Source organism: Mesorhizobium sp. L103C119B0, assembly GCF_000502235.1.
GTDB lineage: Bacteria > Pseudomonadota > Alphaproteobacteria > Rhizobiales > Rhizobiaceae > Mesorhizobium.
Window position 1 is genome coordinate 49051 of sequence record NZ_AYXE01000009.1, and the last position, 23048, is coordinate 72098.

22 protein-coding genes are annotated in these 23048 nt (G+C 63.1%); 21 read left to right on the plus strand and 1 reads right to left on the minus strand.

The genetic code is table 11. The features are described from left to right. Positions 1 to 85: 85 nt before the first annotated feature. The 12 genes from tsaB to X728_RS149590 all read left to right on the plus strand — a co-directional run bounded on the left by tsaB (position 86) and on the right by X728_RS149590 (position 11337). Positions 86 to 763 (plus strand): tRNA (adenosine(37)-N6)-threonylcarbamoyltransferase complex dimerization subunit type 1 TsaB, encoded by a 678-nt coding sequence (gene tsaB / locus X728_RS149645; RefSeq protein ID WP_023831936.1) that lies wholly within the window; start codon positions 86 to 88, stop codon positions 761 to 763. Continuing rightward, on the plus strand, positions 763 to 1257 hold the full coding sequence (rimI, locus tag X728_RS149640; RefSeq protein WP_023669542.1) for a ribosomal protein S18-alanine N-acetyltransferase: 495 nt from the start codon (positions 763 to 765) through the stop codon (positions 1255 to 1257). Before tsaB ends, rimI begins: the two co-directional genes overlap by 1 nt. A gap of 28 nt (positions 1258 to 1285) precedes the next feature. After that, positions 1286 to 2086 (plus strand): 1-acyl-sn-glycerol-3-phosphate acyltransferase, encoded by an 801-nt coding sequence (locus X728_RS149635; protein WP_023696735.1) that lies wholly within the window; start codon positions 1286 to 1288, stop codon positions 2084 to 2086. Positions 2087 to 2139: 53 nt separating this feature from the next. Then, entirely contained in the window at positions 2140 to 3549 is a 1410-nt protein-coding gene (miaB, locus tag X728_RS149630; protein ID WP_023831937.1) for a tRNA (N6-isopentenyl adenosine(37)-C2)-methylthiotransferase MiaB, read from the plus strand. Beyond that, positions 3549 to 4625 carry a PhoH family protein gene (locus X728_RS149625; protein ID WP_196813585.1) on the plus strand — a complete coding sequence of 359 codons (1077 nt, stop codon included), beginning with the start codon at positions 3549 to 3551 and terminating at the stop codon, positions 4623 to 4625. The genes miaB and X728_RS149625 overlap by 1 nt, the downstream gene beginning before the upstream one ends. A 17-nt stretch (positions 4626 to 4642) precedes the next feature. Beyond that, a complete protein-coding gene (gene ybeY / locus X728_RS149620) occupies positions 4643 to 5149 on the plus strand; it encodes an rRNA maturation RNase YbeY (RefSeq protein WP_023692587.1) in 507 nt (168 codons plus the stop codon). Positions 5150 to 5177: 28 nt separating this feature from the next. Continuing rightward, entirely contained in the window at positions 5178 to 6272 is a 1095-nt protein-coding gene (locus tag X728_RS149615; RefSeq protein WP_023831938.1) for a hemolysin family protein, read from the plus strand. A 20-nt stretch (positions 6273 to 6292) separates the two neighbouring features. Next, positions 6293 to 6763 carry a VOC family protein gene (locus X728_RS149610; RefSeq protein WP_023831939.1) on the plus strand — a complete coding sequence of 157 codons (471 nt, stop codon included), beginning with the start codon at positions 6293 to 6295 and terminating at the stop codon, positions 6761 to 6763. Between the two features lie 77 nt (positions 6764 to 6840). Further along, positions 6841 to 8433, plus strand: coding sequence for an apolipoprotein N-acyltransferase (gene lnt / locus X728_RS149605; protein ID WP_023831940.1), 1593 nt, complete (start codon positions 6841 to 6843; stop codon positions 8431 to 8433). A gap of 137 nt (positions 8434 to 8570) precedes the next feature. Beyond that, on the plus strand, positions 8571 to 8990 hold the full coding sequence (locus X728_RS149600; RefSeq protein ID WP_023669550.1) for a helix-turn-helix domain-containing protein: 420 nt from the start codon (positions 8571 to 8573) through the stop codon (positions 8988 to 8990). 222 nt (positions 8991 to 9212) lie between these two features. Next, positions 9213 to 10478 carry a methionine adenosyltransferase gene (metK, locus tag X728_RS149595; protein ID WP_023669551.1) on the plus strand — a complete coding sequence of 422 codons (1266 nt, stop codon included), beginning with the start codon at positions 9213 to 9215 and terminating at the stop codon, positions 10476 to 10478. Between the two features lie 157 nt (positions 10479 to 10635). Continuing rightward, complete coding sequence (locus X728_RS149590) at positions 10636 to 11337, plus strand: tRNA (guanosine(46)-N(7))-methyltransferase TrmB (RefSeq protein WP_023831941.1); 702 nt, start codon at positions 10636 to 10638, stop codon at positions 11335 to 11337. A gap of 42 nt (positions 11338 to 11379) precedes the next feature. Here the strand turns inward: X728_RS149590 and X728_RS1000000171040 are convergent, their stop codons facing one another. After that, positions 11380 to 11544: a hypothetical protein gene (locus X728_RS1000000171040; protein WP_023831942.1), complete on the minus strand. Its 165-nt coding sequence runs from the start codon at positions 11542 to 11544 to the stop codon at positions 11380 to 11382. A gap of 335 nt (positions 11545 to 11879) precedes the next feature. On the opposite strand from X728_RS1000000171040, the gene rimP reads away from it, so the two are divergent. The 9 genes from rimP to pnp all read left to right on the plus strand — a co-directional run bounded on the left by rimP (position 11880) and on the right by pnp (position 23002). Then, a complete protein-coding gene (gene rimP / locus X728_RS149585) occupies positions 11880 to 12524 on the plus strand; it encodes a ribosome maturation factor RimP (RefSeq protein ID WP_023669554.1) in 645 nt (214 codons plus the stop codon). Between the two features lie 47 nt (positions 12525 to 12571). Beyond that, positions 12572 to 14167 carry a transcription termination factor NusA gene (gene nusA / locus X728_RS149580; RefSeq protein ID WP_023669555.1) on the plus strand — a complete coding sequence of 532 codons (1596 nt, stop codon included), beginning with the start codon at positions 12572 to 12574 and terminating at the stop codon, positions 14165 to 14167. 38 nt (positions 14168 to 14205) lie between these two features. After that, positions 14206 to 14856 carry an RNA-binding protein gene (locus X728_RS149575; protein ID WP_023669556.1) on the plus strand — a complete coding sequence of 217 codons (651 nt, stop codon included), beginning with the start codon at positions 14206 to 14208 and terminating at the stop codon, positions 14854 to 14856. Continuing rightward, entirely contained in the window at positions 14853 to 17417 is a 2565-nt protein-coding gene (gene infB, locus X728_RS149570; protein ID WP_023831943.1) for a translation initiation factor IF-2, read from the plus strand. Before X728_RS149575 ends, infB begins: the two co-directional genes overlap by 4 nt. A 161-nt stretch (positions 17418 to 17578) precedes the next feature. Next, positions 17579 to 17998 (plus strand): 30S ribosome-binding factor RbfA, encoded by a 420-nt coding sequence (gene rbfA / locus X728_RS149565; RefSeq protein ID WP_023692585.1) that lies wholly within the window; start codon positions 17579 to 17581, stop codon positions 17996 to 17998. Continuing rightward, the gene (gene truB, locus X728_RS149560) at positions 17998 to 18969 is read left to right on the plus strand and encodes a tRNA pseudouridine(55) synthase TruB (RefSeq protein WP_023692584.1); all 972 of its coding nucleotides are present in this window, start codon (positions 17998 to 18000) and stop codon (positions 18967 to 18969) included. Before rbfA ends, truB begins: the two co-directional genes overlap by 1 nt. A gap of 44 nt (positions 18970 to 19013) precedes the next feature. Next, positions 19014 to 20108 carry a magnesium/cobalt transporter CorA gene (gene corA, locus X728_RS149555; protein WP_023692583.1) on the plus strand — a complete coding sequence of 365 codons (1095 nt, stop codon included), beginning with the start codon at positions 19014 to 19016 and terminating at the stop codon, positions 20106 to 20108. A 198-nt stretch (positions 20109 to 20306) separates the two neighbouring features. Further along, positions 20307 to 20576: a 30S ribosomal protein S15 gene (gene rpsO, locus X728_RS149550; RefSeq protein ID WP_023831944.1), complete on the plus strand. Its 270-nt coding sequence runs from the start codon at positions 20307 to 20309 to the stop codon at positions 20574 to 20576. 278 nt (positions 20577 to 20854) lie between these two features. Beyond that, entirely contained in the window at positions 20855 to 23002 is a 2148-nt protein-coding gene (gene pnp, locus X728_RS149545) for a polyribonucleotide nucleotidyltransferase (RefSeq protein WP_023669561.1), read from the plus strand. Positions 23003 to 23048: the final 46 nt, after the last annotated feature.

The following is a 23048-nucleotide window of genomic DNA, read 5'->3' on the forward strand; positions in this document are numbered from 1 at the left end:
GAAGCCACTTAACAATTTACGCGCCGGCTCTTGCGGCGGCGCGCCGTGGCGGGCAGAGGGAGACTGTTTTTCGAACCGGTCGCCCATGAAACTGCTCGCCATCGACTGTGCCGCCAATCTCTGCGCCGCTTGCGTCTATGACGCATCGGGCGGCAGAGAACTTGGCCGCTCGGTACTCGATCTCGGCAAAGGCCATGCCGAACACCTGATGGCTGTCATTGACGAAGCGCTGAAAGCGGACGGCACCGATTATGCCGGCCTTGGCGCCGTTGCGGTTTCCATCGGTCCGGGTTCCTTCACCGGCCTGCGGGTGGGCGTCTCGGCGGCGCGCGGCCTGGCGCTGGCGCTGAAGATCCCGGCGATCGGGGTAACGACACTGGAGGCGCTGGCGGCCGAGGCGAGGGCGGCATTTCCCGGCCGCCCGGTCCTGGCCGCTCTCGATGCCGGCCGCGAGGAAATCCATGCCGCGCTTTACGATGCGGAAGCGATTTTGCGCTATGGTCCGGCGGTGACCACACTTGCGCAAGCCGCGGGAATGGCGGCGGACAATCGTCCGGTGCTTGCCGGCACGGCCGCCGTGCAGATCGCAGCCGCGGCCGGTCGCGATTTCGATATCGGCCCGACGGCTGCCACCGCCGACATTGCCGCCTACGCCCGGCTCGCCGCTGCAAAAGGCGAGGGCGACAAGCCGAAGCCACTCTATCTGCGCGGCGCCGATGCCAAGGCGCAGGCCGGGTTCATCCTGTTGAGGCAGGAAAAGTGATGCGCATCCCTTTCCTCCAGCCGCGCCGCAGGGACTATGCGCTCGAGCCGCTGACCATCGCCGACAGCCCGGCAGCGTCGGTGCTGCACCGCGAGGATTTCGTCCGGCCCTGGACCGATGGCGAGTTCGCCGCGTTGCTCGAACAGGAAACCGTGTTCGGCTATGCCGCGCGCGAAATCGGCCAGGGCGCCAAGCCGCCGGTCGGCTTCGTGCTGGCCAGGCTTGCAGCCGGCGAGGGCGAGATTCTGACCGTGGCGGTGGCGCGCTCGCATCGCCGCCAGGGGCTCGGCTGGCAGTTGATGGACGCGGTACTGCGCGAATTGCATGCGCAGCGGGCCGAGGCGCTGTTCCTTGAGGTGGACGAGACCAATGTCGCTGCCATCGCCCTCTACCGGCGGCTGGGTTTCCGCCAGGTCGGCCACCGCGCCAATTATTACCGCTCGACCGAACATGGTCCTACCGGCGCGCTTGTCATGCGCCGCGATCTTCGCTAGCCAAAGTTTTGGGGCAGGGCCAAGCTGCATGATCGGAAAAATCAGGATTTTCCTGGCGCTGAGCCTCGTTGTCATCGGTTCGCTGGTCCTTGTGCCTTTGCAGCTGCTGTCGATGAAGACCGGAATCTGGCGCGAGACGGTCATTCTGAAGGCCTGGCACAGCCTCATCGTCCGGACGCTCGGCCTGCGCATCCATGTCAAAGGTGCGCTGTCCAGCCAGCGCCCGCTGCTGGTCGCCTCGAACCATATCTCCTGGACCGACATCATGGTGCTGGGCTCCTTTGCCGATGTGACCTTCATCGCTCGGGCGGACATGGAGGGATGGCCGCTGATCGGCTGGCTGTCGAAACTGCAGCGTACGGTCTTCATCGAACGCGAGCGCAAGCGGACAGCTGGCGACCAGGCCAGCGAGATCGCCAGCCGCATGGCCAAGGGCGACGCCATGGTGCTGTTTGCCGAGGGCTCTACCGGCGACGGCAACACCATCCTGCCGTTCAAGAGCACCTTGTTCGGCGCCGCCTCGATGGCGATTTCGGAAGGCGCGGCCGAGCAGGTCTTCATCCAGCCGCTGGCGATTGCCTACACGCGGGTGCACGGCGTGCCTCTCGGCCGTCGCCACCGGCCGCTCGCTGCCTGGATCGGCGATCAGGACCTGATGCCGCATCTCAAGGTGCTGATGGCCGAAGGCGCCATTGACGTCGAGGTGCATTTCGGCGAGCCCATCGCCTTTTCCAAGGGCTCGAACCGCAAGGAAACGTCGAGGCTGATGGAAAGCCAGGTGCGCGCCATGATGCAGGCCGCGCTCGCCGACCCGCGCCAGAGTCGGTAGCGCAACCTAGAATCGTCTGTTTTTTGTCACGGAAAGGCGTTAGAAGCCGCCGGATGGATTTGAACACGATAGAGCGGAACGAAACCGACAGCGCCTTGCAAAGCGCTGCTGTGGCGTCCGCCTCGGCCAAAAAGGTCTTCGTCAAGACCTATGGCTGCCAGATGAATGTCTATGACTCACAGCGCATGACCGATGCGCTGGCAGCCGACGGCTACACCGCGACCGATGTCATCGCCGACGCCGACCTGGTGCTGCTCAACACCTGCCATATCAGGGAGAAGGCGGCGGAAAAGGTCTATTCTGAGCTCGGCCGCATCCGCGACATGAAGGCTGAACGCGCAGCAGTTGGGCGCGAAATGCTGATCGGCGTCGCCGGTTGCGTCGCGCAGGCCGAAGGCGCGGAAATCATCCGCCGTTCGCCTGCTGTCGATCTGGTCATCGGCCCGCAGACCTATCACCGGCTGCCCGATGTGCTGGCCCGGGTGCGTGGCGGCGAGAAGATCGTCGAGACCGAATACGCCATCGAGGACAAGTTCGAGCATCTGCCGCAGCCGAAGCGTGCCGAAATGATCAAGCGCGGCGTCACCGCCTTCCTCACGGTGCAGGAAGGCTGCGACAAATTCTGCACCTTCTGCGTCGTGCCCTATACCAGGGGCTCGGAAGTGTCGCGGCCGGTGGCGCAGATCGTCGCCGAAGCCGAGCGGCTGGCCGATGCCGGTGTGCGCGAGGTGACGCTGCTGGGGCAGAACGTCAATGCATGGCACGGCAAGGGTGAGGATGGCATGGAATGGGGGCTTGGCCGTCTGCTGTTCCGGCTAGCCGAGATTCCCGGCTTGGCGCGGCTGCGCTACACCACCAGCCATCCGCGCGACATGGACGACGAATTGATCGCTGCCCATCGCGATCTCCCGGCTTTGATGCCTTATCTGCACCTGCCGGTGCAATCCGGGTCAGACCGCATCCTCAAGGCGATGAACCGCAGGCACACGGCCAAGGACTATCTGGCGCTGCTCGAGCGCATCCGCGCTGCACGCGGCGACATCGCGCTGTCCGGTGACTTCATCGTCGGCTTCCCCGGCGAAACCGACGCCGATTTCGAGGCGACGATGGATCTGGTGGGCCAGGTGAACTACGCCTCGGCCTTCTCGTTCAAATATTCGCCGCGTCCCGGCACGCCGGGCGCCGATATGCCCGATCACGTGCCGGAAGCGGTCAAGGACGAGCGCCTGCAACGCCTGCAGGCGCTGCTGCTGAAACAACAGCAGGATTTCGGCCTGAGCCTGGTCGGCTGCACCATCGACACGCTGATCGAGAAGCCCGGCCGTCAGGCCGGCCAGAAGGTCGGCCGCTCGCCCTGGCTGCAGCCGGTTATTGTTGATGAAAAGGCCGGCGAAATCGGTGACATTATCCGGGTGCGAATCACGAAGACGGGGTACAATAGCCTGTTCGCCGAGTTGGCTTGATGGCCTCGGCAGATGAGGAGAGACGGTTGAGCGCTGCTGAAGTGAAGACTCTGCCCCAGAACCAGACATCCGGGGCCTCTGACATGGCGCACATCGTTCTGACTTTCGACAACAACAAGCTTGCCAGCGCCCTGTACGGCCAGTTCGACGAGAACCTGGCCCGGCTCGAGCAGAAGCTCGGCGTCGACATCCGCTCGCGCGGCAACCAGTTGACCATCAAGGGCTCGGCCTCGGCGGCCGAACAGGCGCGCCGCGCACTCGACAATCTCTACGGCATTCTCCAGAAGGGCACCGATATCGGCCAGTCCGACGTCGATGGCGCCGTGCGCATGGCGATTGCCGCCGACGACCAGCTGACGCTGCCGACGCTGGAACGCAAGGGCAAGGTTTCGGCCGCCCAGATCTCCACCCGCAAGAAGACGATCTATGCCCGTTCGCTCAACCAGGACGCCTATATGCGGGCGCTGGAGCGTTCGGAACTTGTCTTCGGCATTGGCCCCGCCGGCACCGGCAAGACCTATCTGGCGGTGGCGCATGCGGCGATGCTGCTCGAACGCGGCATGGTCGAGCGCATCATTCTGTCACGGCCGGCGGTCGAGGCCGGCGAGCGGCTGGGCTTCCTGCCCGGCGACATGAAGGAAAAGGTCGATCCATATCTGCGGCCCCTCTATGACGCGCTCTACGACATGATGCCGGCCGACAAGGTCGAGCGTGCTATCGCTGCCGAGGTAATCGAAATCGCGCCGCTGGCCTTCATGCGCGGCCGCACGCTGGCGCATGCCGCCGTCATCCTCGACGAGGCGCAGAACACCACGCCGATGCAGATGAAGATGTTTTTGACCCGCCTCGGCGAGAATTCGCGCATGATCGTCACCGGCGATCCGACGCAGATCGATCTGCCTCCAAGCACCAAGTCGGGCCTCGTCGAAGCCTTGCGTGTCCTTGACGGCGTGGCGGGCGCGGTAACCGTGCGCTTCAACGATGTCGACGTTGTGCGCCACCCGCTGGTGGCCGAAATCGTCAGGGCCTATGACCGCGACGCCAAGCTGGCGCGCGGCCTCGGCGCCGAGAGCTGATGTGACGATGCGGGCTCATGCCTGAAGACATAAGACCTGGCGGCGGGGATAGTTCGGTTCCCGTCGAGATCGATATGTCGGTCGGGGCCGGCGACTGGCCCGACGAGGCGGCGCTGACGCGTCTGGTCAATCGCGCCGTGTCGGCTGCCTTTGCCGAAACCGCTGCTGCCGGTCCTTCCGAACTCAGCATCGTCTTTTCCGACGATGCCCATATCCGTACCCTCAATGCCGGCTGGCGCGGCAAGGACAAGGCGACCAACGTCTTGTCTTTCCCTGCTTTTCCGTTCCCCAGGGGTGGCAAGCTGCCGCCCATGCTGGGTGACATCGTGCTGGCCGCCGAGACGGTGGCGCGCGAAGCAGCCCTGGAAGACAAGCCCTTCGAGAACCATATCACCCATCTCGTCATCCACGGCCTGCTGCATTTGCTGGGCTACGATCACGAGACCGATGCAGAGGCCGAGGAGATGGAAGCCATCGAGCGCTCAGCGCTCGCAAGGCTTGCCATTCCCGATCCCTACACGTAATGACAAAAGACCAATTGACCGGACGACGATGAACGACAAACCAGAAACTGCCGCCCGCCCCGAGGCTGGCAGTGCGACAAAGCCTTCCGATACGACGGAAGAGGGATCGAGTCCGAGTCCCAGTTCCGGCAGCCCCGCTTCTGGTGGTATTGCCAGCGAGCCATCGCCTGCCGGTCCGTCCCTGTTCGACCGCGTCTTGGGCCTTTTCAGGCAGCGGAACGGCACCAGCCTGCGCGAGGAAATCGCCGGCGCGCTTGCCGAAACGACCAGCGATGCCGGGTCTTTCTCGCCCGGCGAACGCGCCATGCTCAACAACATATTGCGCCTGCGCGAGGTACGCGTCGAGGACGTCATGGTGCCGCGCGCCGATATTGAGGCCGTCGAGATCACCACGACGTTGGGCGATCTGCTCGGTCTGTTCGAGCAGTCCGGCCATTCCCGCATGCCGGTCTATTCCGAGACGCTCGACGATCCGCGCGGCATGGTTCACATCCGCGACGTGCTGGCCCACATCACCAACGTCGCCCGGGTCAAGAAGGGCAGAACATCCAGGAAGACGCCGGCAACGACGCTTCTCGACCTCGCCCAGGTCGATCTCGGCCGCACCATCGGCGACCTCAATCTGATCCGCCCGGTGCTGTTCGTGCCGCCCTCGATGCTTGCCTCCGACCTGATGGGCCATATGCAGACGACGCGAACCCAGATGGCGCTGGTCATCGACGAATATGGCGGCACCGATGGTCTCGCCTCGCTGGAAGACATCGTCGAGATGGTCGTCGGCGATATCGAGGACGAGCATGACGAGGACGAGCCGCTGATCACCCAGACCGGCGAGGGCGTGTTCGTCGTCGACGGCAAGGCCGAGATCGACGAGGTCGCCAAGATGATCGGCGAGGACTTTACCGCCGGTGAGCATGGTGAATATGTCGACACGATCGGCGGCATGATTTTCAACACGCTCGGTCGCGTGCCGGCGCGTGGTGAGGTTGTGCAAGCCATCCCCGGCTTCGAATTCCACGTGCTCGACGCCGATCCGCGCCGCGTCAAGCGGGTGCGCATCGTCCAGAACCAGAAGGGCGAGCGTCGCCGCCGCGTGACCGCCCCCCGCACCGAGCAGGCCTAGGACAGAACGTTGCCCGGCCGATGACGATCGACGATCCCTTCAAGCACTCAACCTTTGGCTCGGGTGTCTTCTACAAGGACCCGCGAGCCGCATTGAAATGGCTCGAAACGGCCTTCGGCTTCGAGCCGAGCATGGTGGTCAGCGATGCCGACGGACGGCTGGTCCATGCCGAAATGCGCTTTGGCGACGGCTACATCATCGTCGATTCCGAATGGGCCGATCATATTGCCAGTCCGGTAAGCGTCGGCGGCAAGAACACTCAGTCGGTCTGTGTGCGTCTGAAAGACGGCCTGGACGTGCATTGTGGGCGGGCAATGGCGGCTGGAGCCCAAATCGTCGAGGAGCCTGCCGACCATTTCTACGGCGAACGGCAGTATCGGGCACGCGACCCCGAAGGCCATGTCTGGACCTTCTCCCAGACCTTGCGCACCGTGCCGCGCGAGGAGGCCGAGCACCTGAGCGGGCTACCCATCGAGGGATGGCACCGATAGCGCAGCGATCGGCCGGTTCGCGTTTCAATAAATCTGATAAATCTTGGCTCTTGATTCGCGCGACCTGGGAAGTCTGTATGGAGCGCCTTGCCGGCCGGATAATTCTGCTTTGGGGCTGGCGGCGCGCGCTGGTGGCGTTTCTTGCCGGGGCGCTGGCGGTGCTCGCCCAGGCGCCTTACGATTTCTTCGCCGTCTGTTTCGTCTCGTTTCCACTGCTGGTCTGGCTCCTCGACGGCGCCACCGGCGAGGCTTCCGACGGCTGGCTCAGGCGCCTGCGGCCGGCTTTTGCCATCGGCTGGTGGTTCGGCTTCGGCTATTTCCTCGCCGGCCTATGGTGGATCGGCGAGGCGCTTCTGGTGGAGGCCGACAGTTTCGCCTGGGCCTTACCCTTCGCGGTCGTAGGCATTCCTTTGGCGCTGGCATTTTTCTACGGCTTCGCCACCGTCGTCGCGCGGCTGTTATGGACCAACGATATTGGCCGCGTTGCCGCCCTTGCCTTTGCTTTTGGCCTGACGGAATGGCTGCGCGGCTTCCTGTTCACCGGCTTTCCCTGGAATGCCGTCGGTTACGCGGCGATGCCCGTGCCGCTGTTGATGCAAAGCGTGTCGGTGACCGGCATGGTCGGCATGAACGCGCTGGCGGTCTTTGTCTTCGCCATGCCGGCCTTGCTTGCAGCACGCCGGCATGTCCGTCTCGGTGTGGTCCTGCTTGCCATTCTCGTCGCCGCTCATGCCGGCTTCGGCTATGTCAGGCTCGCGACCCCCGACAAGCCGGCAACCCGCACTCTCGATGTCCGCATCGTGCAACCGGATGTCGACCTCAGCGAAAAATGGGACGCCTCGGTGCGCGACCGCATCTTCGCCACCATGATGGGCCTGTCGGTCGCAGCGCCCGATCCCGGTCATGACAAACCGCAGTTGATCCTGTGGCCGGAGACCTCGGTACCCTTCCTGTTCACCGAGCGTCCGGACGCGCTGACCGCGCTCGGCGACATGCTGCAGCCTGGTCAGATGCTGATTGCCGGCGTCGTGCGCGAGGAGCGCGGATCGGGGGCGGATTCCGACAGCCGCTACTACAATTCGGTGGTGGCGATCGACGACAAGGGCGAAATCGCTGATGCCGTCGACAAGGTCCATCTGGTGCCGTTCGGCGAGTATCTGCCGTTTTCCGGTCTGCTCAGCCGCTTCGGCATCGGACAACTCGTCGCCGGGCCGATGAACTTCGCCGCCGGCAACGAGCGCCATCCGATCGCTCTGCCCGGCGGCATCAGCGCCTTGCCGTTTATTTGCTACGAGGTGATCTTTCCTGATCTGGTGGCTGTTGACGCCACGTCATCCCAGCTTATTGTGAACGTCACCAACGACGCATGGTTCGGCGACACGCCCGGGCCGTACCAGCATTTCAGGCAGGCTCAGATTCGCGCGGTGGAAAACGGATTGCCGTTGTTGCGCGCCGCCAACAACGGCATTTCCGCCGTTGTCGATACGCGGGGACGCATCGTCGACGCATTGGCGGTCGATGCACGTGGCGCCATCGACGTGCGGGTGCCGATCTCCGGCCAAGCCTTCATCTCCGCCGCGGGGCGGCGCATTAACGGAATGCTGATCATGTTGGTGTTTGCCGCAATCGCCCTCAGCTTGAACGTAAGGCAACGGCTACGGGTGAATTGACAGTCGACACATTAGAAACTCATACTGTTACCGCCTAATTTTCTCGAAGTCGGTTGGTGTTTCTGTTGGGGCAGTTGGCTCCGGCTTCGTTTGGGCGAGAAAAATAGAAAAGGCCGGAAAAATTCGGCGAGGAAAAAATGACAGAAGAAAACAAGAAGAAACCGAATCCGATCGACATCCATGTCGGAAGTCGCGTCCGCCTTCGGCGCAATATGCTTGGAATGAGCCAGGAAAAGCTTGGTGAAAATCTCGGTATTACGTTTCAGCAGATCCAAAAATATGAAAAAGGAACGAACCGCGTCGGCGCCAGCCGTCTGCAGGCAATAGCCTCGATACTCAGCGTGCCTGTCGCCTTCTTTTTCGAGGATGCGCCAGGGCAGGAGCCGGTGGGTAATAGAGGATTTGCCGAGGACACTTCGATGGCTTTCGCCGTCGAATTCTGCGGCAGTCCGGAAGGGCTTCAGCTCAACCGCGCGTTCGTCAAGATCGCGGATGTAAAGGTGCGCCGCCGGATTATCGACCTTGTGAAGTCCCTTTCTGCCGAAGATGCCGAGTGATTCGGTGGGTCGATTGACCCATTGGCCCCAGTAATCCCCTGGGCCCGAGTAGCCCAGAGGCTCGACTGCCGGCGGCGCCAAGCCGCCGGTGGTACAAGATATATTGCTGCGACACTCATGCCAGAACCGCGGCACCGCTTGACGAGCGGCGCCCGGCACCGTTAACACGTGGCGCGCCAAAATCGGCAGCCCTGCCGATCGTTTTTTCAAGAGGGGACACCCGTGACGCGGCAGAACTACTTCTTCACCTCGGAATCCGTGGCCGAGGGTCATCCCGATAAAGTCTGTGACCGCATCTCGGACGAGATCGTAGATCTGGTCTATCGCGAGGCCAAGAAGACCGGCATGGACCCATGGAAAGTCCGCGTCGCCTGCGAGACGCTCGCAACCACCAACCGCGTCGTCATCGCCGGCGAAGTAAGGGTTCCCGATACTCTGCTGAAGCGGGACAAAGCCGGCAACATCCTCAAGGACGCCGCCGGGCATTCGGTCGTCAACCCGGCCAAGTTCAAGTCGGTCGCCCGCAAGGCGATCCGCGAAATCGGCTACGAGCAGGCCGGCTTCCACTGGAAGACGGCAAAGATCGAGGTTCTGCTGCACGGCCAGTCGCCCGACATCGGCCAGGGCGTCGACAACGCCGCCGACCGCCAGGGCGAAGAGGGTGCCGGCGACCAGGGCATCATGTTCGGCTATGCCTGCCGCGAGACCCCGGACCTGATGCCGGCGCCGATCTATTACAGCCACAAGATTCTCGAACTGCTCGCCGCTGCCCGTCACGAAAACAACGGCGAAGCCGGCAAGCTCGGACCCGACGCCAAGAGCCAGGTCACCGTTCGCTATGTCGATGGCAAAGCCGCCGAAGCGACGCAGATCGTGCTGTCGACGCAGCATCTCGACGCGACCTGGGATTCCAAGAAGGTCCGCAAGGTCGTTGAGCCTTACATCCGTGAGGCGCTCGGCGACCTCAAGATCGCCGACGATTGCATGTGGTACATCAACCCGACGGGCAAGTTCGTCATCGGTGGACCGGACGGCGACGCCGGCCTGACCGGCCGCAAGATCATCGTCGACACCTACGGTGGTGCTGCCCCGCACGGCGGCGGCGCCTTCTCCGGCAAGGACACCACCAAGGTCGACCGCTCCGCCGCCTATGCGGCGCGCTATCTCGCCAAAAATGTAGTGGCGGCCAAGCTCGCCGACCGCTGCACCATCCAGCTGTCCTACGCCATCGGCGTTGCCCAGCCGCTGTCGGTCTATGTCGACCTGCACGGCACCGGCAAGGTCGACGAGGCCAAGCTCGAGGAAGCGCTGCGCACGGTGATGGATTTGTCGCCATCCGGCATCCGCAGGCATCTCGACCTCAACAAGCCGATCTACGCAAAGACCTCGTCCTACGGCCATTTCGGCCGCAAGGCCGGCCGAGACGGGTCCTTCTCCTGGGAAAAGACCGATCTGGCCAAGGCGCTCAAGGACGCGATCGCTGCTTAGGCATGATTCCAAAAAGTGGGTACCGGTTTTTTGGAAAAGATCATGCTCCAACAAAGGATTAGATTGAGATGAGATTTCAGCCAAATCTCATCTCAATCCCAAATCTCATCTCAATCCCAAATCTCATCTCAATCTAAGCGCGGCGCGCGACCAGGCCATGGATCCACAGGACAGGCGGAGCCGCGCGACCGAAGGGTTCTTCGGCCGCCGGCACGGCAAGACCATTCGCCCGCAGCAGGCCGCGGCGCTGGAAAGCGGTCTTGGGGCGTATGGCCTCGACCTCTCCGTCCAGGCACCGGCAGAATTGCGCGCGCTATTCTCAGCGGATGTTTCAACGGTTCGGCTGGAAATCGGCTTCGGCGGCGGTGAGCATCTGCTGTACCGTGCCACGGAGGCACCGGCGACCGGCTTCATCGGTGCCGAGCCGTTCGTCAACGGCATGGCCAAGCTGATGATGGCGGTGCGGGAAAAGCCGCTTGCCAATCTTCGCGTTTATGACGACGACGCCACGCGCCTGCTCGATTGGTTGCCGCAGGCGTCGCTCGACGGCATCGATCTGCTCTACCCCGATCCCTGGCCGAAGAAAAAGCACTGGAAGCGGCGTTTTGTCAGCCCGCTCAACCTCGATCGGTTCGCGCGCGTGCTGAAGCCGGGCGGAAGCTTCCGCTTCGCATCCGACATCGACACCTATGTGAACTGGACCTTGTTGCACTGCCGGGCGCATGGTGCGCTCCTATGGCAAGCGGAGGACGCGGCCGACTGGCACCGGCCCTATGAGAGCTGGCCGGGCACACGCTACGAGGCAAAAGCCTTTCGCGAGGGCCGACGGCCGGCCTATCTCACCTTCATCAGAAAATAGTTCGATGCGGGAAAGTGTCCCGCATCGACAGCCGGTCTGGCTTCAGAAACGGCCGATCTTGCCGAAAGCGGTCGGGTCCATGCCGAGCCGGCGCAGATCGTTGGCGCGCGGCTTGCGGCCGGCTTCGACGGCCCGCGAGGCGGCAACGGCGCTGCCGAACAGGGCAAAGGCCTCGCCTATGGCGGAAAACACGGTACGGTTGCTCATTGTCTTGACCTTTCGCGCGCCAACGCGCGCTCATCTTTGATTTGTGCAGTGCACCATAGATAGCGATGTGACATCCGGGATCACAGGGCCGTTACCGCATAGCCCGCATGCGCCCCGCGCAATCCTGCCAGCCGTCGCCGGCTGCACTCTGCCCGGCCCGTCAACAGACTTGAAACACTGGCCGGGATCGTTTATATCAGCCTCAAATTCTTGGTCGGTATGACGAAGAGTGGGTCCACCCGGTCCCGCTCTTTTTTATTACCTGCCGGTCAGCCATCAGCAAAGAGATGGTTCGGGACGACGATCATCCTGATCCAGAGAACGACAGGAACCGCATGACTGCAACGGCAAGCGAAGCCGACGACCGCATCATCCGCGAAAGCGGTATCGATGCGCGCATCGCGCTGATCGTTCAGCCGGTGTTGCGAGGCATTGGCTTCCGCCTCGTGCGGGTGCATCTGTCGGGCCAGAACGGCCTGACGCTGCAGATCATGGCCGAACGCGAAGACGGCACCATGACCGTCGAGGATTGCGAAGAGGTCAGCCGCGCTGTGTCGCCGGCGCTCGACGTCGATGACCCGATCGAGAAGGCCTATCATCTCGAAGTGTCGTCGCCGGGCATCGACCGGCCGCTGGTACGCAAGTCGGATTTCGTCACCTGGACCGGCCATCTGGTGAAGATGGAAACCTCGGTGCCGGTCGCCGACCGCAAGCGCTTCAAGGGCAAGATCGCCGAAGCCGGCGAAGACGACATGCTGCTCGAGCGCGACAAGGCCGCCTACGGCGAAGAGCCGACGGTTCGCATTCCTTATGACGCGATCGCCGATGTGCGGCTGATCCTCACCGACGACCTTATTCGCGATGCCCTTTCGAAGGACAACCGGGAACGCAAGGAAGCCAAGAAACGCCGCGGCGAAGCTGATGATGCACCCGAAGGTGCTGAAGGCGGCGCGGAAGACGAAATCGAACAGGAACTATGATGAGCGGCCGGGCCTAAAAGCTCGGCAACAAGCTCGGGAGAAATAAGATGGTTGTAAGCGCCAACAGACTTGAACTGCTGCAGATCGCCGACGCGGTGGCGCGTGAAAAGTCGATCGACAAGTCGATCGTCATTGCCGCCATGGCTGATGCGATCCAGAAGGCCGCGCGCTCGCGCTACGGCCAGGAAACCAACATCCGCGCCGACATCAACGCCAACACCGGCGAGATGAAGCTGCAGCGGCTGATGGAAGTGGTCGAGAAGGTCGACGACTACGCCACCCAGATCGCCATTTCCTCGGCCCGCGAGCGCAATCCGGACGCCCAGCTTGGCGACTTTATCGCCGAACAGCTGCCGCCAATGGATTTCGGCCGCATCGCCGCCCAGTCAGCCAAGCAGGTCATCGTGCAGAAAGTGCGCGAGGCCGAGCGCGACCGCCAGTATGACGAATACAAGGACCGCATCGGCGAGATCGTCAACGGCACCGTCAAGCGCGTCGAATATGGCAACGTCATCGTCGATCTCGGCCGTGGCGAGGCGATTATCCGCCGCGACGAGCTGATCCCGCGTGAAAACTACAAGTACGGCGACCGCGTCCGCGCCTATGTCTACGACGTGCGCCGCGAACAGCGCGGCCCGCAGATATTCCTGTCGCGCACCCATCCGCAGTTCATGGCCAAGCTCTTCACCATGGAAGTGCCGGAAATCTATGACGGCATCATCGAGATCAAGTCGGTCGCCCGCGACCCAGGCTCGCGCGCCAAGATCGCCGTCATTTCGCGTGACTCGTCGATCGATCCGGTCGGCGCCTGCGTCGGTATGCGCGGCAGCCGCGTCCAGGCCGTGGTCGGCGAATTGCAGGGCGAAAAGATCGACATCATTCCGTGGTCGCCTTCGGCCGCCTCCTTCATCGTCAACGCGCTGCAGCCGGCGGAAGTCGCCAAGGTCGTGCTCGACGAGGATGCCGAGCGCATCGAAGTGGTGGTTCCCGACGACCAGCTGTCGCTGGCCATCGGCCGTCGCGGCCAGAACGTGCGTCTTGCCTCGCAGCTCACCGGCTGGGACATCGACATCCTGACCGAGGCCGAGGAGTCCGAGCGCCGCCAGAAGGAATTCGTCGAACGCTCGTCGCTGTTCATGGAAGCCCTTGATGTCGACGAGATGGTCGGCCAGGTGTTGGCCTCCGAAGGCTTCACCAGCGTCGAGGAAGTTGCCTACGTCGATTCGGGCGAGATCGCCTCGATCGACGGTTTCGACGAAGACACCGCTTCGGAGATCCAGACCCGCGCCCGCGAATATCTGGAGAAGATCGAAGCCGAGCATGACGACAAGCGCAAGGCGCTGGGCGTCACCGACGAACTGCGCGAGATCCCTGGCGTCACCACCGCCATGATGGTGACGCTCGGCGAGGATGGCGTGAAGACGATCGAGGATTTCGCCGGCTATGCCGCCGACGACCTGACCGGCTGGAAGGAACGCAAGGACGGCGAGACCAAGGTATTCCCGGGTGTGCTCGCCAATCACGGCGTGTCGCGCGCCGACGCCGAGCAGATGGTTCTGGCAGCCCGCCTCAAGGCCGGCTGGATCACCGAAGACGAGCTTGCAGCCGAACAGGTCCCGGCTGACGAAGCCGTTGGTGCGTGAGGTGAAACCGCATCGCACACAACCCGCCCCAGGACGAGATGAACGATCGCACCTGCATCGTCACGCGCAAGCAAGCCGAGCCGGATGAGCTGATCCGTTTCGTCGTCGGCCCGGATTCGGCCGTCGTTCCTGACCTGAAGAGAAATCTGCCCGGCCGTGGTTGTTGGGTGAGCGCCGACCGCCTACATATCGACAAGGCGGCGGCGAAGAACCTGTTTGCCCGCGCCTTCAAGGCGCAGGTCGTCGTGCCGCCCGATCTCGGCGGCATGGTCGACGGACTGCTTGCACGATCCGCTTTGGGTATGCTTGGCCTTGCCCGCAAGGCTGGCTCGATCGCACTCGGCGCAACCAAGGTCGAGAGCGCGGTGCGCTCGGGGTTGGCGCTTTTCGTGCTCCACGCGACCGAGGCATCCGACGATGGCGTGCGCAAGATCAGTCAGGCGCGGCGGGCAACTGTCCACCTCGGCGGGCCGGCAGTCCTTGCCTACAAACTTTTCTCCGAGGCCGAGTTGAGCTTGGCATTGGGGGGTACAAATGTGATACATGCTGCCGTTCTCGCGGGAGACGCGGGCAAGGCGGTTGAGAGGCGCATGGTTGCGCTCGACCGATATCGGGGCGGAACCCCCGACGATCTGGCAATGCTTGCGGCCGTTGCTGACGAAGATGATGCTGCAGAGGATATGGAATGAGCGATACGAAATCGGGCGACGACAAGACGTTGAGTGTTACACCGAAGAAGACCTTGACGCTGAAGCGCCCCGGTACCGAGCAGAGCGTCGTGCGACAGAATTTCTCGCATGGCCGCACCAAGCAGGTCCAGGTCGAGATCAAGAAGCGCAAATTCTCCATGCCCGGCGACAAGCCGGAGCCGGTGGCTGCACCCGTATTTACGCCCAAGCCCGCGGTAGTGGCAGCCCCCGTCGTGCAGGAAGCGCCCAAGGCGCCGCCTCCGCCGCCGCCGGCCGAACGCGGCGGCATGGTGCTGAACGAACTGTCGCGCAATGAAATGGAAGCGCGCCGCAGGGCGCTCGAAGGCTCCAAGGTTCGCGACGTCGAGGACCGCCAACGCGCCATCGAAGAGGCCAAGCGCCGCAACGAGGATGAGGAACGCCGCAAGCGCGAGCGCGAGGAATCCGCGCGCCGTCAGGCCGAGGAAGAAGCCCGCCTGCAGACCGAGGCCGAGTCCCGCCGCCGCGCCGAGGAAGAAGCGCGCCGCCGCGCGCCGCAGGCTGCCGAGCTTGTGGCATCGGATGACGAGGAAGAGGTCAAGCCGAAGCGCACCGCCGCCGGCGCCCCGGTACGCCGTCCGGTTACGCCCGAAGTGGCGCGCCCGGCCAAGCCGACCAAGGCCGAGGAAGACCGTCGTCGCGGCAAGCTGACCCTCAACACGGCTCTTTCCGACGAGGACGCGCGCGCCCGCTCGCTGTCGTCGATGCGTCGCCGCCAGGAAAAATTCAAGCGCGCGATGCACAATGAGCCGCGCGAGAAGGTTATGCGCGAAGTGATCCTGCCTGAAACCATCACCATCCAGGAACTGGCGCAGCGCATGTCCGAGCGCGCTGTCGATGTGGTCAAGTACTTCATGAAGCAGGGCCAGATCCTGAAGCCGGGCGACATCATCGACGCCGACACGGCCGAGCTGGTCGCCACCGAATTCGGCCACACGGTCCGCCGCGTCGCCGAGTCCGACATCGAGGAAGGCCTGTTCAACATTGCCGACAATGCCGAGGACCTGGTGTCGCGGCCGCCTGTCGTGACCATCATGGGCCATGTCGACCACGGCAAGACCTCGCTGCTCGACGCCATCCGCAATGCCAATGTCGTCTCCGGCGAAGCCGGCGGCATCACCCAGCATATCGGCGCCTACCAGGTCGAGAAGAACGGTCAGAAGATCACCTTCATCGACACGCCCGGTCACGCCGCCTTCACGGCGATGCGCGCCCGCGGCGCTCAGGCGACCGACATCGCCATCCTGGTGGTGGCGGCCGACGACAGCGTCATGCCGCAGACCATCGAATCGATCAGCCATGCCAAGGCGGCCGGCGTTCCGATCATCGTGGCGATCAACAAGATCGACAAGCATGATGCCGATCCGCAGAAGGTGCGGTCGGAACTGCTGCGCCATGAGGTGTTCGTCGAATCGATGGGCGGTGAAGTGCTGGACGTCGAAGTGTCGGCGACCAAGGGCACCAACCTCGACAAGCTGCTCGAGGCGATCCTGCTGCAGGCCGAAATCCTCGACCTCAAGGCCAATCCGGACCGTACCGCCGAGGGCGTGGTCATCGAAGCCCAGCTCGACAAGGGCCGTGGCCCCGTCGCCACCGTACTGGTGCAGACCGGCACTTTGATGCCGGGCGACATCCTCGTCGCCGGCAATGAGTGGGGCCGGGTGCGCGCTCTGGTCAACGACCGTGGCGAGCAGATCAAGGAGGCGCCGCCGGCTATGCCGGTCGAGGTGCTCGGCCTGCAGGGCACGCCGCAAGCCGGCGACCGCTTCGCTGTCGTCAACAACGAGGCCCGCGCCCGCGAGATCACCGAATATCGCCAGCGTCTGGCGCGCGAGAAGGCAGTGGCTCGCCATGCCGGCCAGCGCGGCTCGCTCGAACAGATGATGTCGCAGCTGCAGACAAGCGGGTTGAAGGAATTCCCGCTGGTCATCAAGGGCGACGTGCAGGGTTCGATCGAGGCGATCAACGCCGCTCTCGACAAGCTTGGCACCGACGAGGTGCGTGCGCGCATCGTTCATGCCGGCGCCGGCGCCATCACCGAAAGCGACGTGTCGCTGGCGGAGACCTCGGGGGCCGCGATCATCGGCTTCAACGTCCGTGCCAACGTGCAGGCACGTGCGGCCGCGGCGGCCGCGGGCATCGAAATCCGCTACTACTCGATCATCTACAACCTCGTCGATGATGTGAAGGCAGCACTTTCCGGCCTGCTGTCGCCGGAACGCCGAGAGACCTTCATTGGCAATGCCGAGATCCTCGAGATCTTCGACATCACCAAGGTCGGCAAGATCGCCGGCTGCCGTGTCACCGAAGGCAAGGTCGAGCGTGGAGCGGGCGTGCGCCTGATCCGCGACAACGTCGTCATCCATGAAGGTACGCTGAAGACCCTCAAGCGCTTCAAGGATGAAGTCGTGGAAGTTCCGGGCGGCCAGGAGTGCGGCATGGCCTTCCAGAACTACGAGGACATGCGCGTCGGCGACATCATCGAGTGCTTCCGCGTCGAGATGGTGACCCGGACGCTCTGAGTTCGCATACTGTCGATACGACCGGGCGGTGGTCGAAAGACCGCCGCCCTAACATTAATGCCTGTCGCCCAAAAGTGCGGGATAAACGACATGCATAGAACAAATATGAGACATGGCGGCACGGTCCCATCCCGCGCCTCACGCTTTCCGGATTGAGAAAAATGCCCCGTCCAACCGCCTCCAGCCCATCCCAGCGCATGCTTCGCGTCGCCGAACAGGTGCGCCATGCGCTGTCGGAAACCTTGCAGCGCGGCGAGATTATCGACCCGCTGATCGAGAACACCGTGGTTTCGGTCTCGGAAGTGCGTATGTCCACTGATCTGAGGGTCGCAACGGCCTTCGTTTCGCCGCTCGGCGCCAAGGACACGGGTGCGGTCATCGACGCGCTCAACAAGCACGCGAAGTTCGTCCGTGGCCGCGTCTCCGGCGCGCTCCGCCAGATGAAGTTCATGCCGGAGTTCCGCTTCAAGCTCGATACGTCCTTCGACAATTTCGCCAGGATCAACGATTTGCTGAAATCGCCGGAAGTCGCGCGAGACTTGGGTACCGATGGCGAAGACAACGACAAGGACGAGAAATAGTGGGGCGCCGCGGCAAGAAGAAGGGCCGGCCGATCTCCGGCTGGGTGGTGCTGGACAAGCCGGTTGGCATGGGTTCGACCGAAGCCGTCTCCAAGATCAAATGGCTTTTCCAGGCCGAAAAGGCCGGCCATGCCGGCACGCTCGACCCGCTGGCCTCTGGCATGCTGCCGATCGCGCTGGGCGAGGCAACCAAGACCGTGCCTTATGTGCAGGACGGCGCCAAAATCTACCGGTTCACCGTCGCTTGGGGCGAGGAGCGTTCGACCGACGATCTCGAAGGCCCGGTGACGCAAAGTTCCGACCGCCGTCCGGCGGAAGAAGATGTCAGGGCGCTGCTGCCGAACTACACCGGCGTCATCATGCAGACACCGCCGCAATTCTCGGCCATCAAGATATCAGGCGAACGCGCCTACGATCTCGCCCGTGGGGGCGAGACAGTCGACATCCCCGCGCGCGAGATCGAGATCGGCCGTCTGGACATCGTCGAGCACGCTGCCGACCACACTTTGTTCGAGGTCGAATGCGGCAAAGGCACCTATGTGCGCTCGCTGGCCCGCGACATGGGCCGCGACCTCGGCTGCTTCGGCCACATCGCCGAATTGCGCAGGGTCGAGGTCGAGCCGTTCACCCAGGAGGATTTCGTCACCGTCGCCGAACTGGAAGCCGCCCGTTTCGGCGAACAGCGCGAAGCTGACAAAGAGGGCGACGCCGATGTTGCCGACGCGCCGATCGACTTTGGCGCAATCGATGCGCTGCTCGTCGACACGGCCGCCGCGCTCGACTGCCTGCCGCAGATTGCCATCAGCGACGAAGCGGCGACCAAGATCCGCCTTGGCAATCCCGTCATCATCCGCGGCCGCGACGCGCCCGTGGAAGCCGAGGAAGCCTGCGCCACCGCGCGCGGCAAGCTTGTCGCCATCGGCGCCATCGAGCAAGGCATGTTCAAGCCGAAGCGGGTCTTTGCCGGCTGACCACTCCCGTCTAGTTTTACGTCGACGTCACATCCGAGGGGCACATGGCAAAGGCTGAGGCGGTGAAGAAGCGGGCGCCGGTGACAACGCGCCGGCCGCCGGTTGGAGCCTCGCCCGGCACGCTGATCGCCGATCCGGCGGCGCGACGGTCCGAGCTGCGGCTGACGCTGATTTCGCCTGAAAAATTCAAGACCATCAACGATGCCAGCATCGACGATCTCAACACCCATTGCGACAACTGGCCGGTCGTCTGGTTGGACTGCACCGGTCTCGCCAACATCCAGCTGATCGAGGAGATCGGCCGGATCTTCAACCTGCATCCACTGGCTCTGGAAGATGTCGTCAACACCGGCCAGCGGCCGAAGGTCGACTTCTTCGAGGACCACGCCTTCGTCGTCATGCGCATGATCGACGACGTCAAGGTGCATCGCTATGAGCAGATCGCGGTGTTCTTCGGCAAGAAATTCGTCGTCACCTTCCAGGAGCGCGAAGGCGATCCGTTCGACCCCGTGCGCAAGCGCATCGCCGCAGCGTTGCCCAACCGCTTGCGGATGCGCGGCGCCGACTATCTGGCCTATGCGCTCATCGATTCCATCGTCGACAGCTATTTCCCGCCGATTGAGGCCGCTAGCGAGGAGGTCGATGGCATCGAGGACGAGATGCTCAACACGCCTCACAAGCATCAGATGCGCCAGCTGCACGAATTGCGGCGCGACGCCAATGTGCTCAAGGGCGTGCTGTGGCCGATGCGCGACACGCTGGCGACGCTGATCCGCAACGACGTGCCCTATGTGAAGCCGGAGACGAAAATCTTCTTCAACGACACGCTCGACCACGCATTGCGGCTGATCGAGCTGGTCGAGAACCAGCGTGATATGCTGACCGGCTTGATCGAAATGCATTTGTCGCTGAGCCAGGCGCGCACCAACGACGTCATCTCTTATCTCACCATCGTCTCGGTGATCTTCATGCCGCTAACCTTCCTGGTCGGTATCTGGGGGATGAATTTCGATCCCGATATCTCGCCGTGGAACATGCCGGAACTGAAAGCCTACTATGGCTACCCGGCTTCGCTGCTGTTCATGCTGGCCGTTGCTGTCGGGCTGATCGTCTTCTTCAAAAGCAAGAAGTGGCTGTAAGCTTCCGGTGTCAGGGGAATCCTGGATTCCCGAGCAAAGGCTGCGACAAGCCGGCTTTATGAATGGGCTGGTGTTTTCCGGGGAATTGCCCTATATGCGCCGCAGCATCGCGCCATGTCGCTTTGCTTGCACCGGCCCCTGCTGGACGACATCCCGGCTGAGGGCGACCCGTTTCCTCAAACAGATAAGGAAAACACGATGTCGATTACTGCCGAGCGCAAACAGGAATTGATCGGTGAATTCGCAACCGCCAAGGGCGATACCGGGTCTCCGGAAGTCCAGGTGGCCATCCTTTCCGAGCGCATCAAGAACCTGACCGACCACTTCAAGGACCACAAGAAGGATAACCATTCCCGCCGTGGTCTGCTCGCTCTCGTCTCCCAGCGCCGCAGCCTGCTTGATTATCTCAAGCGCAAGGATGACGCGCGCTATCAGACGTTGATCGAGAAGCTCGGTCTGCGCCGTTGACGAATTGACCGGCGGGCTTTCGAAGGAGAGCCCGCCGGTCGCGCATTCTGCCAGTCGCATCGATTGGCTAGACCCGGTTTCGAGCGCGCAGAGGCCACTCGAAACCGCCCATGGACGGTCATGGGGCAGGATTGCAGGACGCTCGTGCGCTAACCAGTGCCGAAATCTACCCGAGCTTCCCGTTGTCTTGCCCGTGGCTGCCCGAGAAAGGAAGCCAGGGAAAGGGCATCCGCGCACCGTGAAACGGCGCGGCCCTTTCCGCTTATTAAGGACAAGATATGTTCAACTACCACAAAGTGGAAATCGAATGGGGCGGCCGTCCGCTCATCCTGGAAACCGGCAAGATCGCACGTCAGGCTGACGGCGCGGTGCTTGCGACCTACGGCGAAACCAAGGTTCTCGCCACCGTCGTTTCGATGAAGGAGCCGAAGCCAGGCCTCGATTTCTTCCCGCTGACCGTCAACTACCAGGAAAAGACCTACGCCGCCGGCAAGATCCCCGGCGGCTACTTCAAGCGCGAGGGACGTCCGAGCGAAAAGGAAACGCTGGTTTCCCGCCTGATCGACCGCCCGATCCGCCCGCTCTTCGCCGACGGCTACAAGAACGACACCCAGATCGTCGTCACCGTCGTCCAGCATGACCTCGAGAACGATCCCGATATCGTGTCGATCGTCGCCACCTCGGCCGCTTTGACGCTGTCGGGCGTTCCCTTCATGGGCCCGATCGGCGGCGCCCGAGTCGGCTACATCAACGGCGAATACGTGCTCAACCCGCATGTCGATGAGATGCAGGAATCCAGGCTCGACCTCATTGTCGCCGGCACCGCCGACGCCGTGCTGATGGTCGAGTCCGAAGCCAAGGAACTCGGCGAAGAGCTGATGCTCGGCGCCGTCATGTTCGGCCACAGGGGCTTCCAGCCGGTGATCGACGCCATTATCAAGCTGGCCGAAGTTGCCGCCAAGGAGCCGCGCGATTTCACGGCGCCGGACTACTCCGCGCTTGGAGCCGAAATGCTGAAGATCGTCGGCGACGAGCTCAGCAATGCCTACAAGAACGTCGACAAGCAGAAGCGCTACGCTGCCGTCGACGCCGTCAAGGCGAAGGTCAAGGCTGCGTTTGCCCCGGCTGAAGGCGAAGACGCCAAGTACACCTCCGAGCAGATCGGTTCGGTGTTCAAGGAACTCCAGGCCAAGGTCGTGCGCTGGAACATCCTCGACACCGGTTCGCGCATCGATGGCCGTGACCTCAAGACTGTCCGCAAGATCGTCTCGGAAGTCGGCGTCCTGCCGCGCACGCACGGTTCGGCGCTGTTCACCCGCGGCGAGACCCAGGCGCTGGTCGTTGCCACGCTGGGCACCGGCGAGGACGAGCAGTATGTCGATTCGCTGACCGGTATGTACAAGGAGAAGTTCCTCCTTCACTACAACTTCCCTCCCTACTCCGTCGGCGAGACCGGCCGCATGGGTTCGCCGGGCCGCCGCGAAATCGGCCACGGCAAGCTCGCCTGGCGCGCCATCCGTCCGATGCTGCCGAGCGCGGACCAGTTCCCCTACACGCTGCGCGTCGTCTCGGAGATCACCGAGTCCAACGGTTCGTCGTCGATGGCCACCGTCTGCGGCACATCGCTGGCGCTGATGGATGCCGGCGTTCCGCTGGCCAAGCCGGTTGCTGGTATCGCGATGGGCCTGATCAAGGAAGGCGAGCGCTTCGCGGTTCTGTCCGACATCCTGGGTGACGAAGATCACCTCGGCGACATGGACTTCAAGGTTGCCGGTACCGAAGGCGGCATCACCTCGCTGCAGATGGACATCAAGATCGAGGGCATCACCGAGGAGATCATGAAGATCGCGCTGGACCAGGCCAAGGACGGCCGCCAGCATATCCTCAGCGAGATGGCGCATGCTCTGACCGGCGCCCGCCCCGAACTCGGTGAGTTCGCACCGCGCATCGAGGTTATGCACATCCCGACCGACAAGATCCGCGACGTGATCGGCTCCGGCGGCAAGGTTATCCGTGAGATCGTCGAGAAGACCGGCGCAAAGATCAACATCGAGGACGACGGCACGGTCAAGATCGCTTCGTCGAACGCCAAGGAGATCGAGGCGGCCAAGAAGTGGATCCATACCATCGTCGCCGAGCCGGAAGTCGGCGAAATCTACGAAGGCACGGTCGTCAAGACCGCCGACTTCGGCGCTTTCGTCAACTTCTTCGGTCCGCGTGACGGCCTCGTCCACATCTCGCAGCTTGCCAACGACCGGGTCGCCAAGACCTCGGACGTCGTCAAGGAAGGCGACAAGGTCTGGGTCAAGCTGATGGGCTTCGACGAGCGCGGCAAGGTCCGCCTGTCGATGAAGGTCGTCGACCAGGCCACCGGCAAGGAAATCGCCCGCGACAAGAAGGCCGAAGGCGAAGAAAACGCCGCCTGAGTGGTCTGACAATAGAGTTGAACGGGCGCGGCTTATGTCGCGCCCG